The organism is Winogradskyella pulchriflava, assembly GCF_042434315.1.
GTDB lineage: Bacteria > Bacteroidota > Bacteroidia > Flavobacteriales > Flavobacteriaceae > Winogradskyella > Winogradskyella pulchriflava.
Genome location: NZ_JBHLTQ010000007.1, coordinates 1 through 21,144, shown reverse-complemented (window position 1 = coordinate 21,144; position 21,144 = coordinate 1). Strand labels below are relative to the sequence as shown.

Annotated in this window: 19 protein-coding genes; 9 read left to right on the top strand and 10 right to left on the bottom strand. The window is 33.0% G+C overall.

Translation table 11 applies throughout. The features are described 5' to 3' along the window. The first annotated feature begins 17 nt into the window (after positions 1–17). Positions 18–440, top strand: a complete 423-nt coding sequence (locus ACFFGA_RS13690; protein ID WP_386064893.1) for a thiol-disulfide oxidoreductase DCC family protein — start codon at positions 18–20, stop codon at positions 438–440. 375 nt (positions 441–815) lie between these two features. Next, positions 816–2,930 carry a DUF4139 domain-containing protein gene (locus tag ACFFGA_RS13685; protein ID WP_386064892.1) on the top strand — a complete coding sequence of 705 codons (2,115 nt, stop codon included), beginning with the start codon at positions 816–818 and terminating at the stop codon, positions 2,928–2,930. A gap of 266 nt (positions 2,931–3,196) precedes the next feature. Here ACFFGA_RS13685 and ACFFGA_RS13680 read toward each other — a convergent pair whose 3' ends face one another. The 8 genes from ACFFGA_RS13680 to aroC all read right to left on the bottom strand — a co-directional run bounded on the left by ACFFGA_RS13680 (position 3,197) and on the right by aroC (position 10,341). After that, entirely contained in the window at positions 3,197–4,357 is a 1,161-nt protein-coding gene (locus tag ACFFGA_RS13680) for a peptidase MATCAP family protein (RefSeq protein ID WP_386064891.1), read from the bottom strand. Continuing rightward, positions 4,357–5,187, bottom strand: coding sequence for an N-formylglutamate amidohydrolase (locus ACFFGA_RS13675; protein WP_386064890.1), 831 nt, complete (start codon positions 5,185–5,187; stop codon positions 4,357–4,359). Before ACFFGA_RS13675 ends, ACFFGA_RS13680 begins: the two co-directional genes overlap by 1 nt. Then, a complete protein-coding gene (locus ACFFGA_RS13670; RefSeq protein WP_386064889.1) occupies positions 5,188–5,523 on the bottom strand; it encodes a hypothetical protein in 336 nt (111 codons plus the stop codon). Positions 5,524–5,525: 2 nt separating this feature from the next. Then, positions 5,526–6,341: a sulfurtransferase gene (locus ACFFGA_RS13665; protein WP_386064888.1), complete on the bottom strand. Its 816-nt coding sequence runs from the start codon at positions 6,339–6,341 to the stop codon at positions 5,526–5,528. Positions 6,342–6,403: 62 nt separating this feature from the next. Further along, on the bottom strand, positions 6,404–7,441 hold the full coding sequence (gene gshB, locus ACFFGA_RS13660) for a glutathione synthase (RefSeq protein ID WP_386064887.1): 1,038 nt from the start codon (positions 7,439–7,441) through the stop codon (positions 6,404–6,406). Positions 7,442–7,511: 70 nt separating this feature from the next. Then, positions 7,512–8,957 carry a dicarboxylate/amino acid:cation symporter gene (locus ACFFGA_RS13655; RefSeq protein ID WP_386064886.1) on the bottom strand — a complete coding sequence of 482 codons (1,446 nt, stop codon included), beginning with the start codon at positions 8,955–8,957 and terminating at the stop codon, positions 7,512–7,514. 45 nt (positions 8,958–9,002) lie between these two features. After that, complete coding sequence (locus ACFFGA_RS13650; protein WP_386064885.1) at positions 9,003–9,257, bottom strand: hypothetical protein; 255 nt, start codon at positions 9,255–9,257, stop codon at positions 9,003–9,005. Between the two features lie 10 nt (positions 9,258–9,267). Then, a complete protein-coding gene (gene aroC / locus ACFFGA_RS13645) occupies positions 9,268–10,341 on the bottom strand; it encodes a chorismate synthase (protein WP_386064884.1) in 1,074 nt (357 codons plus the stop codon). 195 nt (positions 10,342–10,536) lie between these two features. On the opposite strand from aroC, the gene ACFFGA_RS13640 reads away from it, so the two are divergent. After that, positions 10,537–11,388, top strand: coding sequence for a UDP-2,3-diacylglucosamine diphosphatase (locus ACFFGA_RS13640; RefSeq protein ID WP_386064883.1), 852 nt, complete (start codon positions 10,537–10,539; stop codon positions 11,386–11,388). On the opposite strand, the gene ACFFGA_RS13635 is transcribed toward ACFFGA_RS13640, so the two are convergent. Next, positions 11,380–14,307 carry an FAD-binding and (Fe-S)-binding domain-containing protein gene (locus tag ACFFGA_RS13635; protein WP_386064882.1) on the bottom strand — a complete coding sequence of 976 codons (2,928 nt, stop codon included), beginning with the start codon at positions 14,305–14,307 and terminating at the stop codon, positions 11,380–11,382. The two genes, ACFFGA_RS13640 and ACFFGA_RS13635, sit on opposite strands and share 9 nt — an antisense overlap. 104 nt (positions 14,308–14,411) lie before the next feature. On the opposite strand from ACFFGA_RS13635, the gene ACFFGA_RS13630 reads away from it, so the two are divergent. From ACFFGA_RS13630 to ACFFGA_RS13605, 6 genes are all read left to right on the top strand, one after another. After that, positions 14,412–14,882: a hypothetical protein gene (locus ACFFGA_RS13630; RefSeq protein WP_386064881.1), complete on the top strand. Its 471-nt coding sequence runs from the start codon at positions 14,412–14,414 to the stop codon at positions 14,880–14,882. Between the two features lie 69 nt (positions 14,883–14,951). Then, a complete protein-coding gene (locus ACFFGA_RS13625; protein ID WP_386064880.1) occupies positions 14,952–16,670 on the top strand; it encodes an FAD/NAD(P)-binding protein in 1,719 nt (572 codons plus the stop codon). A 279-nt stretch (positions 16,671–16,949) separates the two neighbouring features. Then, positions 16,950–18,032, top strand: coding sequence for a glycine cleavage system aminomethyltransferase GcvT (gene gcvT / locus ACFFGA_RS13620; protein WP_386064879.1), 1,083 nt, complete (start codon positions 16,950–16,952; stop codon positions 18,030–18,032). Positions 18,033–18,058: 26 nt separating this feature from the next. Then, on the top strand, positions 18,059–18,889 hold the full coding sequence (locus ACFFGA_RS13615) for a sugar nucleotide-binding protein (RefSeq protein WP_386064878.1): 831 nt from the start codon (positions 18,059–18,061) through the stop codon (positions 18,887–18,889). A gap of 48 nt (positions 18,890–18,937) precedes the next feature. Next, positions 18,938–19,225 (top strand): 4a-hydroxytetrahydrobiopterin dehydratase, encoded by a 288-nt coding sequence (locus ACFFGA_RS13610; RefSeq protein WP_386064877.1) that lies wholly within the window; start codon positions 18,938–18,940, stop codon positions 19,223–19,225. A gap of 54 nt (positions 19,226–19,279) precedes the next feature. Then, positions 19,280–20,026: a YebC/PmpR family DNA-binding transcriptional regulator gene (locus ACFFGA_RS13605; RefSeq protein ID WP_386064876.1), complete on the top strand. Its 747-nt coding sequence runs from the start codon at positions 19,280–19,282 to the stop codon at positions 20,024–20,026. Between the two features lie 53 nt (positions 20,027–20,079). Here ACFFGA_RS13605 and ACFFGA_RS13600 read toward each other — a convergent pair whose 3' ends face one another. Further along, complete coding sequence (locus ACFFGA_RS13600; RefSeq protein WP_386064875.1) at positions 20,080–20,913, bottom strand: tyrosine-type recombinase/integrase; 834 nt, start codon at positions 20,911–20,913, stop codon at positions 20,080–20,082. Positions 20,914–21,144: the final 231 nt, after the last annotated feature.

The following is a 21,144-nucleotide window of genomic DNA, read 5'->3' as shown; positions in this document are numbered from 1 at the left end:
GGCTTTATCTTTGTATTGTGATAGCTCAGATTCCAAAAAACAAACAACTTATACTATTCGATGGTGTTTGCAACCTTTGCAACAGTAGTGTGCTGTATGTTATTAAGAGAGATAAAAAGGATAAATTCTTGTTTGCTCCTTTGCAGAGTGAAATTGGAGAAGCGCTTATTAAAAAATTTAAAATAGATACTGATAAAACGGATTCAATATTGCTTTACAATCCTGAGTCTAATTCCATGAAATACAAATCGTCTGCAGCTATTCATATTGCGAAACATCTTGGGTTTCCATCTCATCTTATGGTAATATTCTTTATTATACCAACATTTATTAGAAATTTGGTTTATGACTATGTCGCAAAAAACAGATACAAATGGTATGGAAAAAAGGATGCTTGCATGATACCAACTCCAGAACTCAAAGCGAAGTTTATAGAATAAAAAAAGCCTTTTAGTATCCATCCTAAAAGGCTTTTTTAAATTAACAACTTACTTAAAACTAATTTAATGTAACAAAAAATTTAATTTCAATTCTTTTTATTTGAGGGTAAATAATGAATTGAGTTAATAGCACATTATTTTGTTACTGTAAAGATATTCCATTATCTAAACTCCAAATAAAAAACTCGATATAAGACCTGTTATATTTGTTTAAAAAGCCAAAAGTGCAAATAACCTCCATAAGATACGTTACAATAATTAGCGTGCAACTAACCCAAATAGGTGTTATACTCTCCCTAAACTTTGCTTTACTCATTCTTAGTTTACTATGAGATTAATCAGCAATAGTTTTGAATGAAACAAAACACAACTATTATGAAAACCTTATCTCAATTTTTAATTTTTATATTCTGCGTATCAATTATTGGTGCTCAAGAATCAAGTAAAATAACAGATGTTGTAGTCTATCTTGACGGAGCAGAAATAAACCGAACAGCAAAAATCAATCTCAAACCTGGTACTACAGAATTTATATTCAACGACTTATCACCATATATTGAAGAAAGTAGCATTCAAGTTTCTGGTTTAAAAAGCACTTCCATTCTTTCTGTAAACTATGGTATTAATTATTTATCAAAACAAAAGCAGACAGATTCTATTACCAATCTAAAAACTGAACTAAAAACCTTTGATGAAAAAATTCAAAATGAATATGATTTAATTTCTGGGTATAATGAAGAAATAAGCCTCATTCAAAGTAATAAACGTCTTGGCAATGAAACTGAAGTTGTAAGCCTAGAACAGCTAAAAAACTTTGCTGAATATTATAGAAAGCGCATTACGGAATTAAAAATGGCTATTCATAAATCAAATAAAAAAATTGATGATTATAGAGAGCTACAAAACGATGTAAAAAATCAATTAACTGAGTTTAATGCTGATGAAAAAGTGCAAACTGGCGAAATAAAGCTAAAACTCAACAGCAAAAGCACTGCAGCATTGGATTTAAAAATAACATATAACATTAAAAACGCAGGCTGGTTTCCTATTTACGATCTTAAAGCAGATGAAATCAACAGTCCTATAAATCTAGAATATAAAGCACATATATTTCAAAATTCTGGTTGTAATTGGGATAATGTAAAACTTGTGCTGTCCACAAGTGATACAAATACAAATAATCAAAAACCTATATTAAACCCTAAGTACTTAAATTTTATAAACCCTTACAGCAATTACCAATCGCAACGTGCCACAAGAAGTTATAATTACAAATACAACCCTTTGGTAAAAACCGTAACTGGTGTTGTTACTACTGCAGATGATGGCTTACCATTGCCTGGAGCTTCAGTTATAGAAAAAGGAACAAATAATGGTGCACAGACCGATTTTGATGGTCGTTATTCATTAAAAACCACATCAGGTAATACACTTCAATATTCCTATGTAGGCATGAAAACTGAAGAGCTACCTATACATTCCAGTATTATGAATGTGACTTTAGATTCAGATGTTTCGTTAGATGAAGTTGTGGTGGTTGGCTATGGCACTACAACTAGAAATTCATTTACTGGTGCTACAAGTAGCGTAAAATCTGAAGAAATAGTTAATAGTTTATATGGAAAAGCTTCAGGGATAACTATAAGAGGTGCTAGTTCTCTTGAAAGCAAGAATAATGTATTATATGTAGTTGATGGTGTCCCTGTAAAACATAATGCAGCAAGTAAAATTGACCCAAATAGTATAGAATCTATTGAAGTACTAAAAGATAATGCAGCAACCGCAATTTATGGCAATAGAGCTGCAGGTGGAGTAATTGTTATCAATACTCGAAATACTTCCCAAAGAAAAGTAAACAACCTTGGAGTTGTTATTGAAACTGGAATAACAAACACACGCTTCGAAATTGATAAAGTGTATTCCATACCATCTGATGGTGATGTTACAGTTGTTGAAATTGATAATTTCAGTGTGCCAGCCAAATACAACTACTTTGCGGCACCAGTTTTAAACGAAAATGTCTTTTTAACAGCTAAAATTGGAAATTGGGAACAATACAACCTACTTCCTGCAGAAGCAAATGTTTATTTTGAAGGGAGTTATTCTGGTAAAACCAATATTAATCCTGGTGCTACAACAGATAGCCTAACCATTTCGCTTGGTGTTGACCCTAATATTGTAGTTAAAAGAACGCAACGAAATGATTTTAAGAAAACAACGTTTATAGGCAGCAACAAAATCGTTTATAAAGGTTTTGAAATTGAAGTTAAGAACAATAAACAAACCAACGCTCAATTAACACTTGTGGATAGAATACCGATTACCCAAAATAAAGAGATTAAATTAGATGATATTGAAACCGGTACTTCAACCTACGATGACGAAAAAGGTATCATAAAATGGAATTTCAACCTAAAGCCAGGTGAGATGGAAAAAGTAGAACATTCTTATTCCATAAAGTATCCTAAAGGGAAACGTGTTAACCTTTAACTTATCTAAACAGCTGTTTTACGCATCAAAAAAACCAATACGCTCAGTATTGGTTTTTTAGTTTATAGATCTACACTAACTTAGGTCTGAGCTTTTTATGTTAATGGTTTTAGCTCAAGTTGATAATGAAACCTCAAAGTAAAATAATGTTGGTTTAACCCTAGCTTCTGTTAGTTAGGAACGAGTTGAATTCTATAATGAAGCATGTCTAACTTCATTATGGTATCCATAAAATGGATAGACAAAACTATTTAGCTTTGAGGTTTTTACTTTAAACTTCGTAAAATAAAATCTAAGTTAGCGTTCTTATTATCATTGGTAGCATAAGCATCTGTAATGTATTTTGGAGACAATGCTAAACCAAGTTTTTGCATTTTTTTAATTGTAGGAATATAATCCTGACTTACTTTCCCTGTTAACAACACACCTAAATCCTTACCTTTTTTAGCATATTTATAAACGTTTCTTAAACCAGATAAATACAAATGATCTTTGGTGAAACCTCCACCTCTATGCACACGCAAGGTAATTACAAAAGCTTTATCTCTATTTAATTTATGCTGGTTGTGCAATAGGTGAAACGTGTCAGAAAAGCTATAACCTTTATTTAAACTATCTACAGCAATAACTCTAAAGGCTAGTTCTTTTAAACGCTCAATAGTTAAACAGCCACTCATAAACTCAGAATACACGGCTAAACCTTCTTGAGTTTCAACATTATTAGGAAAACCGTTAGAAAACACTTTCAACGGATGTGATAGACCATTAAAGGTGGTGACCATGTGTACTCCAACTTCGTGATTGCTTAAAACTTTAAGCTGATTTAAGCTGTATTTATGGCTTTTTCGCAATACTAATGTTTGTGTATTGTTCAACACCATTGCAGCAGCAGAAAGGTTATTGGAGATTTTAATATTGTAACTAAAATCGTAACGTTTAGAATACGCTTCAAAATATTGTTTTGCTTCTTCTACATTATATAATGGAAGCATTTCTTCATCAAATTCCGAATCATCAAAACGAAGAATGAATTTTGCGTTTTCAATATCTTTTTCAGTTGGTGTTCCAAAACTCTTCAAACTATTAAAGTAGAATTTTCGACCTTGACCAATGGTTTCTATACATTCTATTAATCCAGAATATTCATAGATAATATCTTCATACAACTGACGAATGTCGGTATCTTCAATACGTTCTAAACGTTGCGAAAAAAACAAACGATGCAATTTATACCCATCAAATTTCATTTTTGGATATTTAAACTCTGGCTCGTAATTGTACTTTGCAGCGTAAAACTTCTTCTTTTCTGAAGCTATATTTAAGGGATTGATATAATTAAGCAATTCAATATTTCTTACCAATCGGTTAAGATTAGCATCTATATCAAATAAATCTTGAAACTCTTTTGTAGTTTTTATTTGGGACATTAGTTTTTAAACGTGTTATAAAATTCACTAGCATGTTTTGGTAAAAGTACTCGTAGTTGTTGCTCAACAGCAGCTACAACTTCAGGATAATTAATCTGCTGATACTCATCGCAATATACTTTTGCTATTTCGGTTGCCAAAACTAATGTATTATTAAAATTATTGGTAATAAATTTTAAAAAATAACCATTGCCTTGAAACGTGTCATTAATTTTAGCCGTTTGCTTTATACCATGAGGTAACTCTATGCTAGCCAATGCTTGTCTCCAAGACTCTACTTGCTCTCCAAAACGGTTATTATCTATATTAGACGTACCCAAATTCCATGTTGGCACTTCCCTATCCCAACGTTGCCAATTATAGCTGTGCATATCGTAAACGATGCATACGCCAAACTTTTCTTCGAGTTTAGCGATTAAAGCATGTACTACTTTGTAAAAATTGGTATGTTTTTCTAGGCTTTTTGCTTTTTCTGGTTCTGGTAAAGGTTGTTTCCAAAGTTGTTTTCCCCAAGCAGTTTCAAAAACGGCTTCTTCAGGAGTACGGTTTAGGTCATATTCAAAACGCGAGTCGCAACCTGCAATTAAAATAGGATGAGAAATAACCATGTTTTTAGTTTCAGGATCTTCTTCGTACCATCTGTCGTATTCGGTATGCAGGCAATTATCCCAAAGATCCTTTCTAAATTGATGACCATCATGCACTGCAGCACACGCGTAAGGCACGTATTTATCTATATTTAATGTGAATGAATAGTCATTAGAAACTGCATGAAATGTTTCTTCAGCTTCAATTTTAGAAATAATGGCTTCTACAGAAAGTTTTTCCATTTACACAGTTTTAAATAAGCGGTTGAGACATTTTAGCATATTCCGTTCTGTAATGTCAAAATCGTCATCAACAAAGAAAAGTGATTTAATGTCTTCCATCAACAAATCAATATCCTCACTGTTGTAATTGTGCTGTTCTAAACTCGTCATTATCTTTTTTATCCCTTGATAATCGTTGTCATTTTCAAATTCTTCATGGATTTCTTTGAAGGTTTTTAAATCTACTTTAGAGATAATTAAATCGCGTTCTTTCTTAGATTCTTTAAAATCGGCATTAGCTGCAAATAACAAAATGTAGGCGACGAGTTCGTCTTTTGTCCAATCGATTGTTTTCATTTTTAATTTGTTAGAGTTCCATATTCAGTCCATGATCCATCATAGACTATTAAGTTTTTATAATTACAAATAGTTGCCGCCAAAGCCAATATACAAGCCGTAATACCCGAACCACAACTAAAGACTAATTGCGCTTTGTGTTCTACTAAGTTATTAAAGATTATTAAAAGTTCCGCTTTAGATTTTAATTTATTGCCATCTAACAAGTCTGTGTAAGGTATGTTTTTTGAATTTGGAATCGTTCCACGTCTTAATCCTACTCTTGGCTCATCCACTTTACACAAAAAACGATCTTTGGAGCGTGCATCAATAATAAGTGTTTTTTTATCTTCTGAAAATTGATTTACACCTTCAAAATCTGTCATTAATTTTGAGTTAAATATTGCCTCAAAATTCCCTAATGGATATGTCTCATCTGTATAATTTTCCACCGGAAAATCGTTAGCTAACCATTCTGGCAATCCACCATCTAATACAGATACATTTTTAAATCCAAAGGTTTTAAACAGCCACCATGCTCTAGCACTAGAGTAAATGCCTTTATCATCGTAAACTATAATAATAGAATCATTGTTAATGCCAAGGTTTTGAGCTTCTTTCTGAAATTGCTCTACGCTTGGAAGTGTGCTTGGGAATGGTGCATATATATCACTGAATTTTTTCTTAATATCGAAAAAACGTGCTTTTGATATTCTTAAGGCTGAAGTATCTATAGTCTTATTAATAGTCGCATCTAAAACTATTATACTTGAAGTATCTATATGTGCATTGAGCCATTCAACTGAAACCAATGAATTATATAATGAAATAGGTTTCATTTATAAAACACTTAGCCTGATTTGGTAATTATTGTAAACTGCTACTAGACACTGCATACTGATTAAGCTTCATCAACTGTTTTTCGCAAACGCGTGCGTCTATCAAAAGCTTGAAGTTTATCTAACACCTTGCTTTCTAAAAAGTCAATGACCTTCTCCTCTACTTTGGTCTTGTTTTTATACACTTTATTAATGTAGGTAATACCACCTGGAGACATTACATTAACTTCAACCAGTTTGCCACCAATAACATCTATACCAACAAAGTACAAACCGTCCTTAACTAGTTTAGGTCCTATTTGTTTACAAAGTGCTTTTTCAACTTTGGTTAAAGAATGCCTTTGTACACTTCCACCAGCCGAAACATTAGAGCGATGGTCATCAGAACCTGGTACACGTTTCATAGCACCTACTGGCTCACCATTCAGCAACAAAATTCTAACATCGCCTTGGTCTGCACCTTCTATATAATCCTGAAGAATAACATAGTTAGATTCTCCTTCTCCTGCACTGATATAAAAATCTAACAACGAATTGATATTACTCATAGCAGATTTTTCAATAAGTATAACACCAGAACCACCAAAACCATTGAGTGGTTTTAATATCATTTTATCTGCTTTAGACTCTTTAATTTGCTTGATTAAATATTTTTTATTCTTAGACACATGAGTATTAGGAATAATATTACTATGCGCATCACCAAAAGCCGCTGTGTACAACTTGTTATTAGCTTCTCGCATGCCTTGCAATGAGTTGACTATAAACACATCATCTTTTACAGAATCTAAAAAATTAAGCATTATTGGGTCTAAAGGTGGATTTGCTCTAAAGAAAATAGCATCAAAACCAGCTAGAGGTAACATTTCTTCTCTAAGTTTTACTTTGTTGTAAAACGCTTTTAAACTAGATGGCACCTTATCCATCCTACCAACAACAGTACAAAACGCATTGGTTACACTGTCTCTTATAGTAAGATTTGCAGGAGTGCAGGTTGCCACACCATGATCACGTTTTACACATTCTTTTATTAAGGCTAAGCTTGTATCGTTTTCAGGATCAATTTGTTCCCAAGGATACATTATAAAGCAAATATTCATTCTGGTTTTGTTTTGTTTGATTGGTTTATCTTAATCAATAAAGTTAGCAACTTTTATTGAAGGTAAAAAATTATGAATCTAAATCGAATGTTTCTGTTGGACTCTCCACTTCCTTATAATCTAACATATTTTCACCATCAGCAATAATGGAACAAACTGTAGCATCACCTGTAACATTAACAACGGTTCTAAACATATCCAAAATACGATCTACAGGAAAAATGATTGCTATCCAAGCTGGATTTAAACCAACAGAACTTAATACAATTATTAACATTACCAGTCCTGCACTTGGTACAGCTGCAGACCCAATAGAAGCCAAAGTTGCTGTTAATACTACCGTTACTTGTTGTCCTATGGTTAAATCAATCATATGCATTTGTGCTAAAAAAATAACGGCAACGGCTTGGTATAGACTTGTACCATCCATGTTTACCGTAGCACCAATAGGCAATACAAAACTGCTAATCTTCTTATTGACTCCTAAGTTTTGTTCCACACATTCCATCGTTACAGGAAGCGTAGCAGCACTACTCGATGTAGAAAACGCCAAAGTTTGCGCTGGACTCATCGCTTTAAAAAAGCCTTTATAAGGTATTTTTTTAACGAATAGCTTTAAAATCATTGGGTACACTACAAAAATCATCAATAGTAAACCAATTAAAACTGTTAAAGAATACCAGCTTAATCCTTTAAATATTTCTACCACCTTACCAATATCGTCACCTGCCATTTTGCTCACCACTCCTGCCAATAAAGCGAATACAAAAAACGGTGCAGCTTGCATTACAATATCTACCATTTTAAGAAACACTTCATTAATACCATCCACAAGATTGAGAACTGGTTTTGATTTATCTGAAGGAATAAACAACAAACAAACACCAAAAAAGATAGCAAAAAAGATAATCTGAAGCATTAAGCCGTTATTGGATAATGAATGAAAGAAATTACTTGGAACTATATCCACTAATGGCTGTAAAGGCGTAGTTTCTTTTCGGCTTTTTACAGTTTGCATCTTATCTGCTACGGCAGCTTCTTGAAGCTCGCTTTTAGATAATTCTGAAATTTCCTGAGCACGCTCAAAAAACGCTGGGTCTTTTAGGTAGTTTATACCATCCTTAATTTCATAGCCTTCGGCATCTGCCCAGATTTCATAGCTAATTCTGTTATCGATTCTACTTTGTTCATCAATTAGTTTTCCAGGTTTTACAACATTAACCAACAATAATCCTAAGGAAATGGCCATAACAGTTGTTAGAAGGTAAATACCAAGAGTCTTTCCTCCCATTCTGCCTAAACTTGAAGGATCACCAATATTAGCAACACCACTAATTATGGAAAACAACACTAAAGGAACTGCTATAAGTTTTAATAAATTGATGAATATTGTTCCGAAAGGGTCTATCCAATTTATTGTGAATTCACTCCAACCCATGGTACTTGAAAGCAAAGCCCATATGATTCCGAGAACCATTCCTATTATAATCTTCCAGTGTAGTGCTAGTTTTTTCATATTATTTGCCGCGAAGGCGTAATTTTTTATTGATATTCTATTCTGTTACCAAATTACTATTAAAAAAATAATTGCAAATAGAAGTGCATAAAAAGCATATCCATAAATGCGAGCTTCACTTGATTGCTTTGCTTTTTCATCAAACCCATAGTCCTGAAATCTTTGTTCTTCTACCTTGTTGAAGGTATTAGTATCAAGACCTTTTTTAGATTCAAATGGAAAAAAGAAAAACGTCAACCATTCTTCAACAGTTAATGGAGTATGCTTTCTTTTTTCTTTATTTTCTTCTTCTAGGTTCAATATCTCAATTCTAATCCCAATTTTGAGACTCCTGCCTGCGCAAGAGTGTATAATCCGCCAAAACTAACGCAGCCATAGCCTCAACAATTGGCACTGCTCTTGGCACCACACATGGATCGTGTCTGCCTTTACCTTGCATTTCTACGATTTCACCAGAGCTATTTAAAGCATCTTGTTTTTGGATTACTGTTGCCACAGGTTTAAAGGCTACTCTAAAATAAATATCCATACCATTGCTAATACCACCTTGTACTCCACCAGATAAATTAGTTTTTGTGCTACCATCTTCATTGAACAAATCGTTATGCTCACTACCTTTCATTTTAGCTCCGCAAAATCCGCTACCATACTCAAACCCTTTAACAGCGTTTATAGATAACATAGCTTTACCGAGTTCTGCGTGTAGTTTATCAAACACAGGCTCACCAAGTCCAACAGCTACATTCTGCAACACACAGGTTATTGTTCCACCAATAGTATCTCCTTGCTTTTTTATCTCCTGTACTTTCGCAATCATTTTGTTTGCTGAAGCTTCATCAGGACACCGAATTACATTCGATTCAATTTTACTAAAGTCGAGTTCTTGGTATGGTTTTTCTACAAATATTTCACCTACCGAAGAGGTGAATGCATTGATTTTTATGGCACTTAGAAATTGCTTAGCAATAGCACCAGCTACAACTCTACTTGCAGTTTCGCGTGCAGAACTACGTCCTCCACCTCTATAATCTCTTACACCATACTTTTTGTCGTAAGTATAATCGGCATGACTTGGACGATAGACATCTTTTATATGCGAATAGTCTTTAGATTTTTGGTTGGTATTATGAATTACAAAACCAATTGGTGTTCCTGTGGTGACACCTTCAAAAATACCTGAATAAAATTCTACGGTATCAGGCTCTTTACGTTGTGTAACAATTTTGGATTGCCCTGGTTTTCTTCGGTCTAATTCATTTTGAATTGCTTCAAAATCTAATTTTATACCAGATGGACAACCATCTATTACACCACCTATAGCTGCACCATGAGATTCTCCAAAAGTGGTAAGCTTAAATAATTTTCCGAAGGTATTTCCTGCCATTAAAATTTATTTTACGCTAATGTAAATGTATTATCACAGAAACAAAAATGGAATTCGAGTTTTTGCTATGTTAGAGTAATGGATTTGGGTATATTCTGATAACAATTTAATAACGGTTTACTCATTATTAGTTAATTATCTCTTTACACTTAGTTTACAACAAAACATGTTATTTGTAGTACTGAAAAAATCACCTTGAACTTAAAACGTAAAGTAGAAATAGCTGTAATATCTGATGTTCACTTAGGAACCTTTGGTTGCCATGCAAAACAGCTTTTAACGTATTTAAACAGTATAGAACCGAAGAAACTTATACTTAATGGTGACATTGTTGATATATGGCAGTTTAAGAAGCGTTATTTTCCAAAGTCACACTTAAGTGTTATAAAAAAAATCATGGATTTTGCTGCTAATGGCACTGAAGTTATTTACATAACTGGCAATCATGATGAAATGCTTAGAAAATTTACCGATACTGAAATTGGTAATATTTCTATTGTAAACAAAGTGGTTTTAAATCTTGATGGAAAGAAGGCTTGGTTTTTTCATGGTGATGTTTTTGATATATCCATACAAAATGCAAAATGGTTAGCTAAGCTTGGTGGTTGGGGCTACGACTTATTAATTCTACTCAATCGCTTTGTAAACTGGTGCTTAGATAAGTTAGGCAAGGAACGTTATTCGTTGTCAAAAAAGATAAAGAATAGTGTTAAAGGTGCTGTTAAATATATAAATGATTTCGAAAAAGTTGCCACAGATTTAGCCATAGAAAATGGTTATGATTATGTGGTTTGTGGTCACATCCATCAACCAAAAATGCTTATTAAGGAAAATAAGTATGGAAAAACAATGTACTTAAACTCTGGCGATTGGGTTGAAAATTTCACAGCATTAGAATATCAATTTAAACGCTGGAAAATCTACAACTACAACAAAGACAAGCTCTCCCCTTTTTTTGCAGATGAAGACATAAAGGAAATGGACGTAAAAGATTTAATTGCTGCCATTACTATTGTTGAACAGCCAAAGAAAAAGAAATCAAATTAAAGCTTCTTTTAAAATGGTAATTGGGTGTTTAGCAACTTTACCTGTACCATCCTTTATTTGATGTCTGCAACTGGTACCATTTGCTGCTATTATAGTGTCGTTTGATGCTTTTCTAACCGCAGGAAATAAGGTCTGCTCTCCTATTTGCATACTCACGTCGTAATGCTCCTTTTCATAACCAAAACTACCTGCCATACCACAACAACCACTTGGAATTATAGTAACTTTATAATTTTCAGGAAAATTTAAAACATCGAAACTTGATTTTTGATTAGACAATGCTTTTTGATAGCAATGGCCATGAAACTTAATTGTCTTTGCCTCCTTAGTGAATTGCTCTTGCTTAATATTACCCAATTCAATTTCTTTCTGAATGAATTCTTCAATTAAATAGGTGTGTTTTGCAATGGATTTTGCAGTTACTTTATCATCTGCTAATTTTAGGTATTCATCTTTAAAAGTTAATATAGAAGAAGGCTCAATACCTATTAAACAACAGTCCTCATTTACTGCATCTTTAAAATACGCTACATTTTTATTAGCTATAGCTTTAGCTTCTTCTAAAAAGCCTTTAGATATAAAACTTCTTCCACTTTCTAATTCAGTGATTATAACTACTCTATAATTAAACTTCTCAAGTATGACTTTAGCATCTTCCGCAATACTAGGTTCAAGATAATTAGTGAATTCATCTACAAAAATATAGACCTTTTTAATGGGTTTTTTGAACGTATTTTCATCAATCACTTTATCTTCATAAAACAATGTGCTAGAAAAAGATTTAGAGATTTCTGGGAAGCTACGTTTTGGATGTATCCCTAAAATCAGCTTCATAAAACCAGACACAAATTTGGTTTGGAAAAGTGCATTATAAAATCCTGGAGCGCGTGAAGCCATTGTATTATATTTCGTGGCGTTAGCAAAAAACTTATCCTTAAACTTATAGCCGTTGGATTTTTGGTACTGGTATTGAAATTCAGCCTTTAAACTCGCCACATCTACACTACTCGGACATTCACTAGAACATGCCTTGCAGCTTAAACACAAATCAAATACATCTTTAAGCTCGTCGTGATTAAACTTATTAGCTTTCTCAGAATTGGTTAAATAATCTCGTAATGCATTGGCACGCGCTCTGGTAGTATCCTTTTCATTTCGCGTAGCTCTATAACTTGGACACATGGTGCCACCAAATTCTGGTAACTTTCTACAATCACCAGAGCCATTACATTTTTCAGCTTCTCGAAGAATCCCTTCAGAATTTGAAAAATCTAGAATAGTTTCTATTTCTGGCTCGGTTCTGTCAACTTCATATCGCAATGCTTTGTCCATTGGGTACGCATCCACAATTTTCCCAGGATTAAAGATGTTATTTGCATCAAAAGCATATTTTATACGCTTTAAAATACCGTAATTTTCTTCGCCTATCATTATCGGAATAAACTCTGCCCTCACAATACCATCACCATGTTCACCAGACATAGACCCTTTATATTTTTTCACCAGTTTGGCAACATCGGTTGCAATTGCTCTAAATAGCTTAACGTCTTCAGACGCTTTGAGATTTAGAATTGGTCTTAAATGCAACTCACCAGCACCAGCATGCGCATAATACACAGCATTTTGACTGTAGGATTTCATAAGTGTCGTGAACTCAGTAATGTATTGTGCTAAATCTGTTAAAGCTACTGCAGTATCTTCTATACATGCCACAGCTTTTTTGTCTCCAATCATGTTACCCAATAAACCAAGTCCAGCTTTTCGTAGCTCAACAGCCTTATAAATGTCTGCATTTTGTAGAATTACATTGGCATAGCTCAATTGCGAATTATTTAAGGTATGCACCAGTTTTTCGGTTTGTAGTTTTGCTTCATCAATAGAGTCAGCTCTTACTTCGCACATTAAAATTGCCGCAGGATCACCCTCTATAAATTGCCTATTCTCTTGCTGTTCTTTATTATGTTTGGTAAGGTTTAAAATTGTACTATCCAACATTTCGCAAGAATGCAAGCTATGTGTCATTACTTTTAAAACCGATTCTAAACAAGCATTAATGGTGCCAAAATGAGCAACAACCATTATACATTCGTTAGGAGGCAATTCATCTAACTGCAGCGTAATCTCTGTAGTAAATGCTAATGTACCTTCACTACCAGCCAACAGCTTACACATGTTAAATTCATTATTTGAATCCGAAAACACTTCAGAATCTAATAGTGCGTCTATTGCATAGCCTGTGTTTCTACGATGAATTTCTGGTTTGGGAAAATTATCACGGATTTGCTTCTGAACATTTTTAGGCTCTAATTCTTTATAAATAGTTTTATAAATAGTGCCTTCAAGAGTTTCTAGATTTAATTTTTTAAGAAATTCTTCCTTCGAAATATTTGAAAACTCAACTTCGCTTCCATCACTTAATAATGTTTTAAGACTTATAACCTTATCTCTTGTAACACCATAACGAATAGAAGTTGAACCAGATGAGTTGTTGCCAACCATTCCGCCAATCATACAACGATTTGAGGTAGATGTATTAGGCCCAAAAAACAAGCCATATGGCTTAAGATAATTATTGAGTTCATCCCTTACAACACCTGGTTGAACCGTTACTGTTCGCTGAGCTTCATTAACATTTAAAATTCGTGTAAAATACTTTGAAACATCAACAACAATACCTTTTCCCACAACTTGTCCTGCCAAAGAAGTACCAGCAGTTCTTGGTATTAAAGATGTATTATTTGTATTTGCAAAATCAATGAGTAGTCTTAAATCTCTTTTATTTTTTGGTAATGCAACGGCAAGTGGTAACATTCTATACACAGAAGCATCTGTAGCATAGAGTTTTAGCATTAAATCATCAAAATACAGCTCACCTTTGAGTTTGTTTTTTAAATGTTCTAATGCTTTTTGAAGATTCATTAAATTGAATAAATATGTTTATAAACATATAAACAAATCTAATATAATTTAAGTTTTGTCGTTATTTTTGTACAGAATATTCATTCAATAAAAAAAGTAACAATATGAAAAAATTAATTTTAACAACTTTAGCAATTTTTGCAGGATTAGTATTTATTAATGCACAAGAAATATCTAAAAATGCTATTGGTTTAAGAATTGGAGACAGTGATGGTTTAGGTACTGAAGTATCTTACCAACGTGCATTAGGTGGTAATAACAGGTTGGAATTAGATTTAGGCTGGAGAAGCGGAAAAGGTTATGATGCTTTTAAACTAACTGGTCTATACCAATGGGTATGGCAACTTGATGGCAATTTTAACTGGTATGCAGGTGCTGGTGGAGGTATTGGATCTATTGGCTTTGATAACGACGACAATGAAACGTTTTTCTTTGCTGCTGGTGACATAGGTATTGAATATAATTTTAATATTCCACTAATGCTATCTTTAGATTTTAGACCAGAACTAGGCTTTGGTGATTTTAGAGATGATTTAGATTTTGATATTGCTTTAGGTATTAGATATCAGTTTTAATCTCCTTAGCGTTTATAATAAAACAAAAACCACCTTTTTAGGTGGTTTTTTTAGTTAAATTTATAATCTATGAAAAAACTCGCAATTATTGGTATGGGTCCAAGAGGGCTATACGCATTAGAAAACTTGTTGGTTGAATTATCATATACCAATCAGAATGTCGCGATTTTAGTTTTTGAGTCTACGGAAATTCCAGGTGCTGGTAATGTGTGGCATATAAGTCAGCCAGATTCTAATTGGATAAATATTACAGAACGCGGATTAAAAGGGATTTCTTCAAGACCCAAAATAATACTTAACGACGTTACAATTGATGCCTTTCCGTCTTACCATAATTGGAGTAATTTTTCACAATCAGATACCGATCCAGACACATTTCCTCCAAGAAAAAAATTAGGAGTGTACTTAAACGAACGCTTTAATTCTATAACAGAGGTATTAAAAAAGACGGATTTTTTCCAACTAATTAAATCTGATGTAATTTCCTTAAAATTAGATAAAGACAAAATAAAAGTCGAAACAACTGAAAATACTTGGACTTGCAACGACGCATTATTAACTATAGGTCATCAACCCACAGAACTTTCAGATCAATTAAAAGCATGGGAGAAACATGTAAATAAACATAACAAATTACGTCTGTTTAATGAACCCTATCCTATTTCTCAACTAACAGGCATAAAAAACAAAGAAAACTTAACCGTTGGCATTAGAGGATTTGGACTAGCTATGATTGATGTTATGCGGTTTTTAGTGATAAACAAATATGGTAATTTTAAAATTACGGATTATAACACTTATAAATCTGATTATTATAAGATAGAAACCCAACATTTAAAACTTATTCCCTTCTCTTTAGATGGTTTACCATTAGCACCAAAACCTTTAAATAAATCCATTGATGATTGGTACAAACCAACAACATCTGAAATAGAGTTTATTAGAGATGCAATAGAATCTTTTACCAATACAAACAAAGACACTCACGATATTCATTTTTTAACTACACCAATAGCAAAAGTTGGTGCCAGGATTTTTAAAACCCTAAAAGACAAAGTTATAACCAATAGCTCAACCACAAAAACCATTGAAAGCATATTGGTAAAGTATTTACACGATTCAGATTATACCCACAAGTTAATCCAAGATTCTACCATAAGCACATATCAACTCATCCAATCTTATATAGATATGGCTTTAGGAAACACCAAAATAAGCCTCGATTATTGTATATGGCAAGTTTGGAGGCATTGCCAGCCATTACTCCATAGCACTATATCTCATGCGCAATTAAATACTAATACAATAAAAAAAATTATTGCCTTAGATGAACACAGCAAACGCTTTACGTATGGTCCTCCTATTGAAAGTATGCAACAAATATTAGCTTTGGTCGATGCTAAAATTCTAGATTTAAGTTACACCAATGATCCTGAGATAAGTTTAATTGAAGAAGGCTGGGAACTTAAGAATGCGTCAAACAACACTATAGTATGCCATTGCATGATTAACAGCGTCCTGGATTCACCTCAATTACTCAAAATAAATTCCCCTATAATTAAAAACTTATTAAAGGACGACCTTATACAGCCTGTTCATTCTGAGCTAGGCATAGAAACATCGGAAGATGGCTATGTAATATCTAATATTAAAAACCATAATGTTCCTATTGCTGTATTAGGACGCTTAGCCAAAGGCAGTGTACTTGGAGTAGATGCTATTTCAGAATGTTTTGGTAAACGAATAGAAGATTGGGCAAAAGGCTATATAAAAAAGCTAAAAGAATAATCCTGTTTTGTTGTTCTTAGTAGTTAGAATTGTGTTCATAATATTCTAACACATATAGCGTTTTTCAAATGTTGATAAATCTTAAATAAGACCTATAATAAACCAATCGCATTGATAAAAAGCTGTTGTAATTAAGTCTATTGGATATATTTCTATAATTCGCAAAACACATCATAAAGAAGTTGATAATTGGTTGTTGCATTTTTAAAAATTAGCAATAAAAATTATGTAGTTTTGCACAGCTAATTTTATAAATTCAATCAAAAAAAAATACGTATCATGAAAGACACAGCACTATCATCAACACATATAGCTTTAGGTGCCAAAATGGTTCCTTTTGCAGGCTACAATATGCCTGTGCAATACGAAGGCGTTAACATTGAGCACGAAACGGTTAGAAAAGCTGTAGGTGTTTTTGATGTCTCTCATATGGGTGAATTTTTAATAGAAGGCCCAAAAGCCTTAGACTTAATACAAAAAGTATCGAGTAATGATGCTTCTAAATTAGAAATAGGAAAAGCCCAATACAGCTGCTTGCCAAATGACGATGGTGGTATTGTTGATGACCTAATCATCTATAAAATAAAAGACGAAACTTACCTACTCGTTGTTAATGCCAGTAATATTGAAAAGGATTGGAACTGGATCTCTTCCAAAAATGATGTTGGTGCCACAATGCGCGATTTAAGTGAAGATTATTCGCTACTTGCTATTCAAGGTCCAAAAGCGGTTGAAGCTATGCAGTCCTTATCTAGTCATGATTTATCAGCAATTAACTTTTACAATTTTGTAGTTGGTGATTTTGCAGGCATAGAGCACGTTATCATTTCAGCAACGGGTTACACTGGTAGTGGTGGATTTGAAATTTATTGCAAAAATTCTGAAGTAAAACAAATTTGGGATAAAGTACTAGAAGCTGGTGCGGATTATGGTATAAAACCTATTGGGTTAGCAGCAAGAGATACATTGCGTTTAGAAATGGGTTACTGTCTATATGGTAATGACATTGATGATACCACCTCACCTATTGAAGCTGGTTTAAGCTGGGTTTGCAAATTTAATAAGGAGTTTACTAACAGCGAAGCTTTACAAGCAGAAAAAGAGCGTACACCAGAACGCAAATTAGTAGCCTTTAAGCTCGATGAGCGTGGCATTCCACGACAAGGCTATGATATTGTAGATGGCAGCGGAAAAACTATAGGTAATGTCACCTCTGGCACTATGAGTCCTAGTTTGGGTATTGGTATTGGCTTAGGCTATGTGCCAAAAGTATTCTCTAAAGTCGATAGCAAAATCAATATTCAGGTGCGAAAAAAAGCCATTCCTGCTACAGTTATAAAACTGCCATTCTACAAAGGGTAAACACTGTATTGAAGACAGATTGATTAATGAAGAAGGACGTACAAAAACATCGTGTTTTAATACTTGGAGCTAGTGGCTATATTGGCAATGCCATCTATAAAGAATTAGGCCCCTATTTTAGAACATACGGTACGTATAGAACTCCAAAAAAAGAGTACGAAACCAACAAACAATTCTTTCAGTATAATGTTGAGGAAGATGATGTGTACGAAATTCTGGAAGCTTGTAAACCTTCGGTTATCATCTCTGCGCTTCGTGGTGATTTTAATGCACAGACCATTGCACATCAGCACATTGCAGAATATGCTTTAGAGTATGGTTCAAAAATTATATTCCTGTCTTCTGCTAATGCATTTGATGCTTATAGTAAATACCCAAGTTACGAGTTAGACAAAACCTTGAGCCATAGCATTTATGGGCATTTTAAGATAAAGATAGAAAACATGCTTTTGCGTTTACCAAAAAAGCAAGTTACAATTATAAGGTTACCAATGGTATTTGGTGCCAATTGTCCTAGAATACAAGAGATAAAACATCTTATTTCAGAAAAGGAATCCGTTGAGATTTTTCCAAATTTAATAATGAATGTTACGTTAGATAAGAAAGTAACCCAGCAAATTCATTACATTATCAACCGTAATAAACATGGTATATTTCATCTTGGTAGTACAGATCTTGTGCATCATGATGAATTTATTAAAGATATTATAAGTTTAATTACAGAAGGAAACGTATTACTAAAACATGTATTTACTACAAATGAAGATCGGTATTTAGCTGTTTTGCCCAAATACAATAAACTTCCAAAACATCTTCAAATAACAAGTAGAAATGTTTTAGAAGAACTTCAAAAATAAGCTTGGCATAATTCTTATTATTTCTTAATTTTCCACTAAACATTATATATGAAACTAGACGAAGGTACCATTGAAAAAAAATTACTTCATTTCCCAGACTGGGATTATTACGACAATGCCATTCATGCCGAATTTGAATTCGATAATTTTAAGGACTGTTTTAGCGCTATGAGCAGAATTGCCTTTGAGTGCGAAGCTCAAAACCATCATCCAAACTGGAGCAATACTTACAACGTGCTAAAAATAGCACTATCAACACATAGCGCAGGTGGTGTTACTGAAAAAGATTTTAAATTAGCAGAAGCCATAGAAGCCATTGTAGAAGTTGAAGAATAGGCTTTTGTAAAAACACTTATTTATTTAAATTTACCCAATTAAAATACACACATTATGGGAAGAGCTTTTGAGTTTAGAAAAGCAAGAAAGATGAAACGATGGTCTGCTATGAGTAAAGCCTTTACACGTATAGGTAAAGACATCGTTATGGCTGTAAAGGAAGGCGGTCCAGATCCAGATAGTAACTCAAGATTAAGAGCAGTTATACAGAATGCTAAGTCTGTAAACATGCCAAAAGACAATATTGAGCGTGCCATAAAACGTGCTAGCGACAAAAACCAGGGAGATTACAAGGAAGTTGTTTTTGAAGGTTACGCACAACACGGTATTGCTGTACTTATAGAAACTGCCACAGATAACAATACGCGTACTGTAGCCAATGTACGTAGTTATTTTAATAAATGTGATGGCAGCTTAGGTACCTCTGGCTCAGTGGTTTTTATGTTTGATCATACCTGTAATTTTAAAATAAAAGGTGATGATTTAGACTTGGAAGAATTAGAGCTAGAACTTATAGATTTTGGTGTAGAAGAAATTTTTGAAGATACAGACGAAGACGAAGATGGCAACGAACAAACAAGTGTAATGATTTACGCACCATTTGAAAGTTTTGGTAATATACAATCGTATTTAGAAACTAATAATATTGAAATTATATCCTCTGGTTTTGAGCGTATTCCGCAGGTAACAAAAGCACTTACACCAGAACAAGCAGAAGATGTTGAAAAACTTTTAGAAAAGCTTGAAGAAGACGATGACGTACAGAACGTTTACCATACTATGGAAGAAATAGCCGAGTAACTATTTTACCAATATAATTTTTAAAAGAGGGTTTAAAACCCTCTTTTTTTGTGCTATAATGTATCTAAAGGACTTTTTACGTTTTGAATTGTAGATTCTGCCACTTGAGTATATTGTAATGTAGTTTTAATATTTTTATGTCCTAATAATTTTTGAATAATCCTTATATCTGTTCCGTTTTCAAGTAAATGTGTTGCAAAACTATGCCTTAAAGTATGAATGGTTGCAGGTTTATTAATTTTGGTACTTACTAAAGCATTTTTAAAGATCTTTCTTATACTACTAGCACTATAAACTTTACCATCTCTCCCCTCAAATAAATAAGTTTTTGGTTTATATATTTTAAAATATGCTCTTAGTGTTATCAATAAATTTTCGGGCAACATTACCATTCTGTCTTTTTTACCTTTAGCATTATGTATATGCACCAACATCCTATTACTATCTATATCTATTATTTTTATATTTATTAACTCACTTATTCTAAGACCCAAGCCATAAATAGTAGCCAAAACAGCTTTATGTTTAATATTGGTAGTGTTTTTTAAAATATTTTTTACTTCTGTTTTAGACAAAATAGTTGGCAAAAATTCTTCTTTGTTCACTGGGTAAATAACTGAAAAATCAATGTCTCGTTTATATAACTCTTTATAGTACAAAGCAATTGCACCAATAAGTTGTTTTTGTGAAGACGCAGCATATTGCTTGCTTTTGGTAATATTAATAATCGTTAAAATAATGTCTTTGTCATGTAAATCTCTAAGTTTACTAGAGTCAATATTTAAAAAGTCGGTTATTGATTTAACAGCAGAAAGATAAATAGCAATAGTATTTTTGCTATATCTTTTTAACTCTAAAATGGTTTTAAAAGTACTTAAGTGTGACATAACTCTTTATTGAGAGGTTATAGTGCAAGTTAAAAAAAAGTGTAGATAACCTATTTAATTCAGTTGTATATAGTTACAAAAAATGCTAAGTTTACATATACTAACGTTGTAGTGCATTTGAGAAATGAGAACAGTAATAACATCTATCATTCTGATTTTAATTTTATTCTGTTCTTGTAGCGGAAAAAAAGAAAATACCCAAAATCCAGAATTTGAGAAATTAATAATCGA

Coding starts and splice junctions, on each gene's coding strand:
- gcvT (WP_386064879.1), top strand. CDS start 16,950: ATGAAAGACACAGCACTATCATCAACACATATAGCTTTAGGTGCCAAA.
- ACFFGA_RS13635 (WP_386064882.1), bottom strand. CDS start 14,307: ATGAATCTTCAAAAAGCATTAGAACATTTAAAAAACAAACTCAAAGGT.
- ACFFGA_RS13610 (WP_386064877.1), top strand. CDS start 18,938: ATGAAACTAGACGAAGGTACCATTGAAAAAAAATTACTTCATTTCCCA.
- ACFFGA_RS13630 (WP_386064881.1), top strand. CDS start 14,412: ATGAAAAAATTAATTTTAACAACTTTAGCAATTTTTGCAGGATTAGTA.
- aroC (WP_386064884.1), bottom strand. CDS start 10,341: ATGGCAGGAAATACCTTCGGAAAATTATTTAAGCTTACCACTTTTGGA.
- ACFFGA_RS13680 (WP_386064891.1), bottom strand. CDS start 4,357: ATGTCCCAAATAAAAACTACAAAAGAGTTTCAAGATTTATTTGATATA.
- ACFFGA_RS13605 (WP_386064876.1), top strand. CDS start 19,280: ATGGGAAGAGCTTTTGAGTTTAGAAAAGCAAGAAAGATGAAACGATGG.
- ACFFGA_RS13675 (WP_386064890.1), bottom strand. CDS start 5,187: ATGGAAAAACTTTCTGTAGAAGCCATTATTTCTAAAATTGAAGCTGAA.
- ACFFGA_RS13625 (WP_386064880.1), top strand. CDS start 14,952: ATGAAAAAACTCGCAATTATTGGTATGGGTCCAAGAGGGCTATACGCA.
- ACFFGA_RS13670 (WP_386064889.1), bottom strand. CDS start 5,523: ATGAAAACAATCGATTGGACAAAAGACGAACTCGTCGCCTACATTTTG.
- ACFFGA_RS13615 (WP_386064878.1), top strand. CDS start 18,059: ATGAAGAAGGACGTACAAAAACATCGTGTTTTAATACTTGGAGCTAGT.
- gshB (WP_386064887.1), bottom strand. CDS start 7,441: ATGAATATTTGCTTTATAATGTATCCTTGGGAACAAATTGATCCTGAA.
- ACFFGA_RS13665 (WP_386064888.1), bottom strand. CDS start 6,341: ATGAAACCTATTTCATTATATAATTCATTGGTTTCAGTTGAATGGCTC.
- ACFFGA_RS13685 (WP_386064892.1), top strand. CDS start 816: ATGAAAACCTTATCTCAATTTTTAATTTTTATATTCTGCGTATCAATT.
- ACFFGA_RS13600 (WP_386064875.1), bottom strand. CDS start 20,913: ATGTCACACTTAAGTACTTTTAAAACCATTTTAGAGTTAAAAAGATAT.
- ACFFGA_RS13655 (WP_386064886.1), bottom strand. CDS start 8,957: ATGAAAAAACTAGCACTACACTGGAAGATTATAATAGGAATGGTTCTC.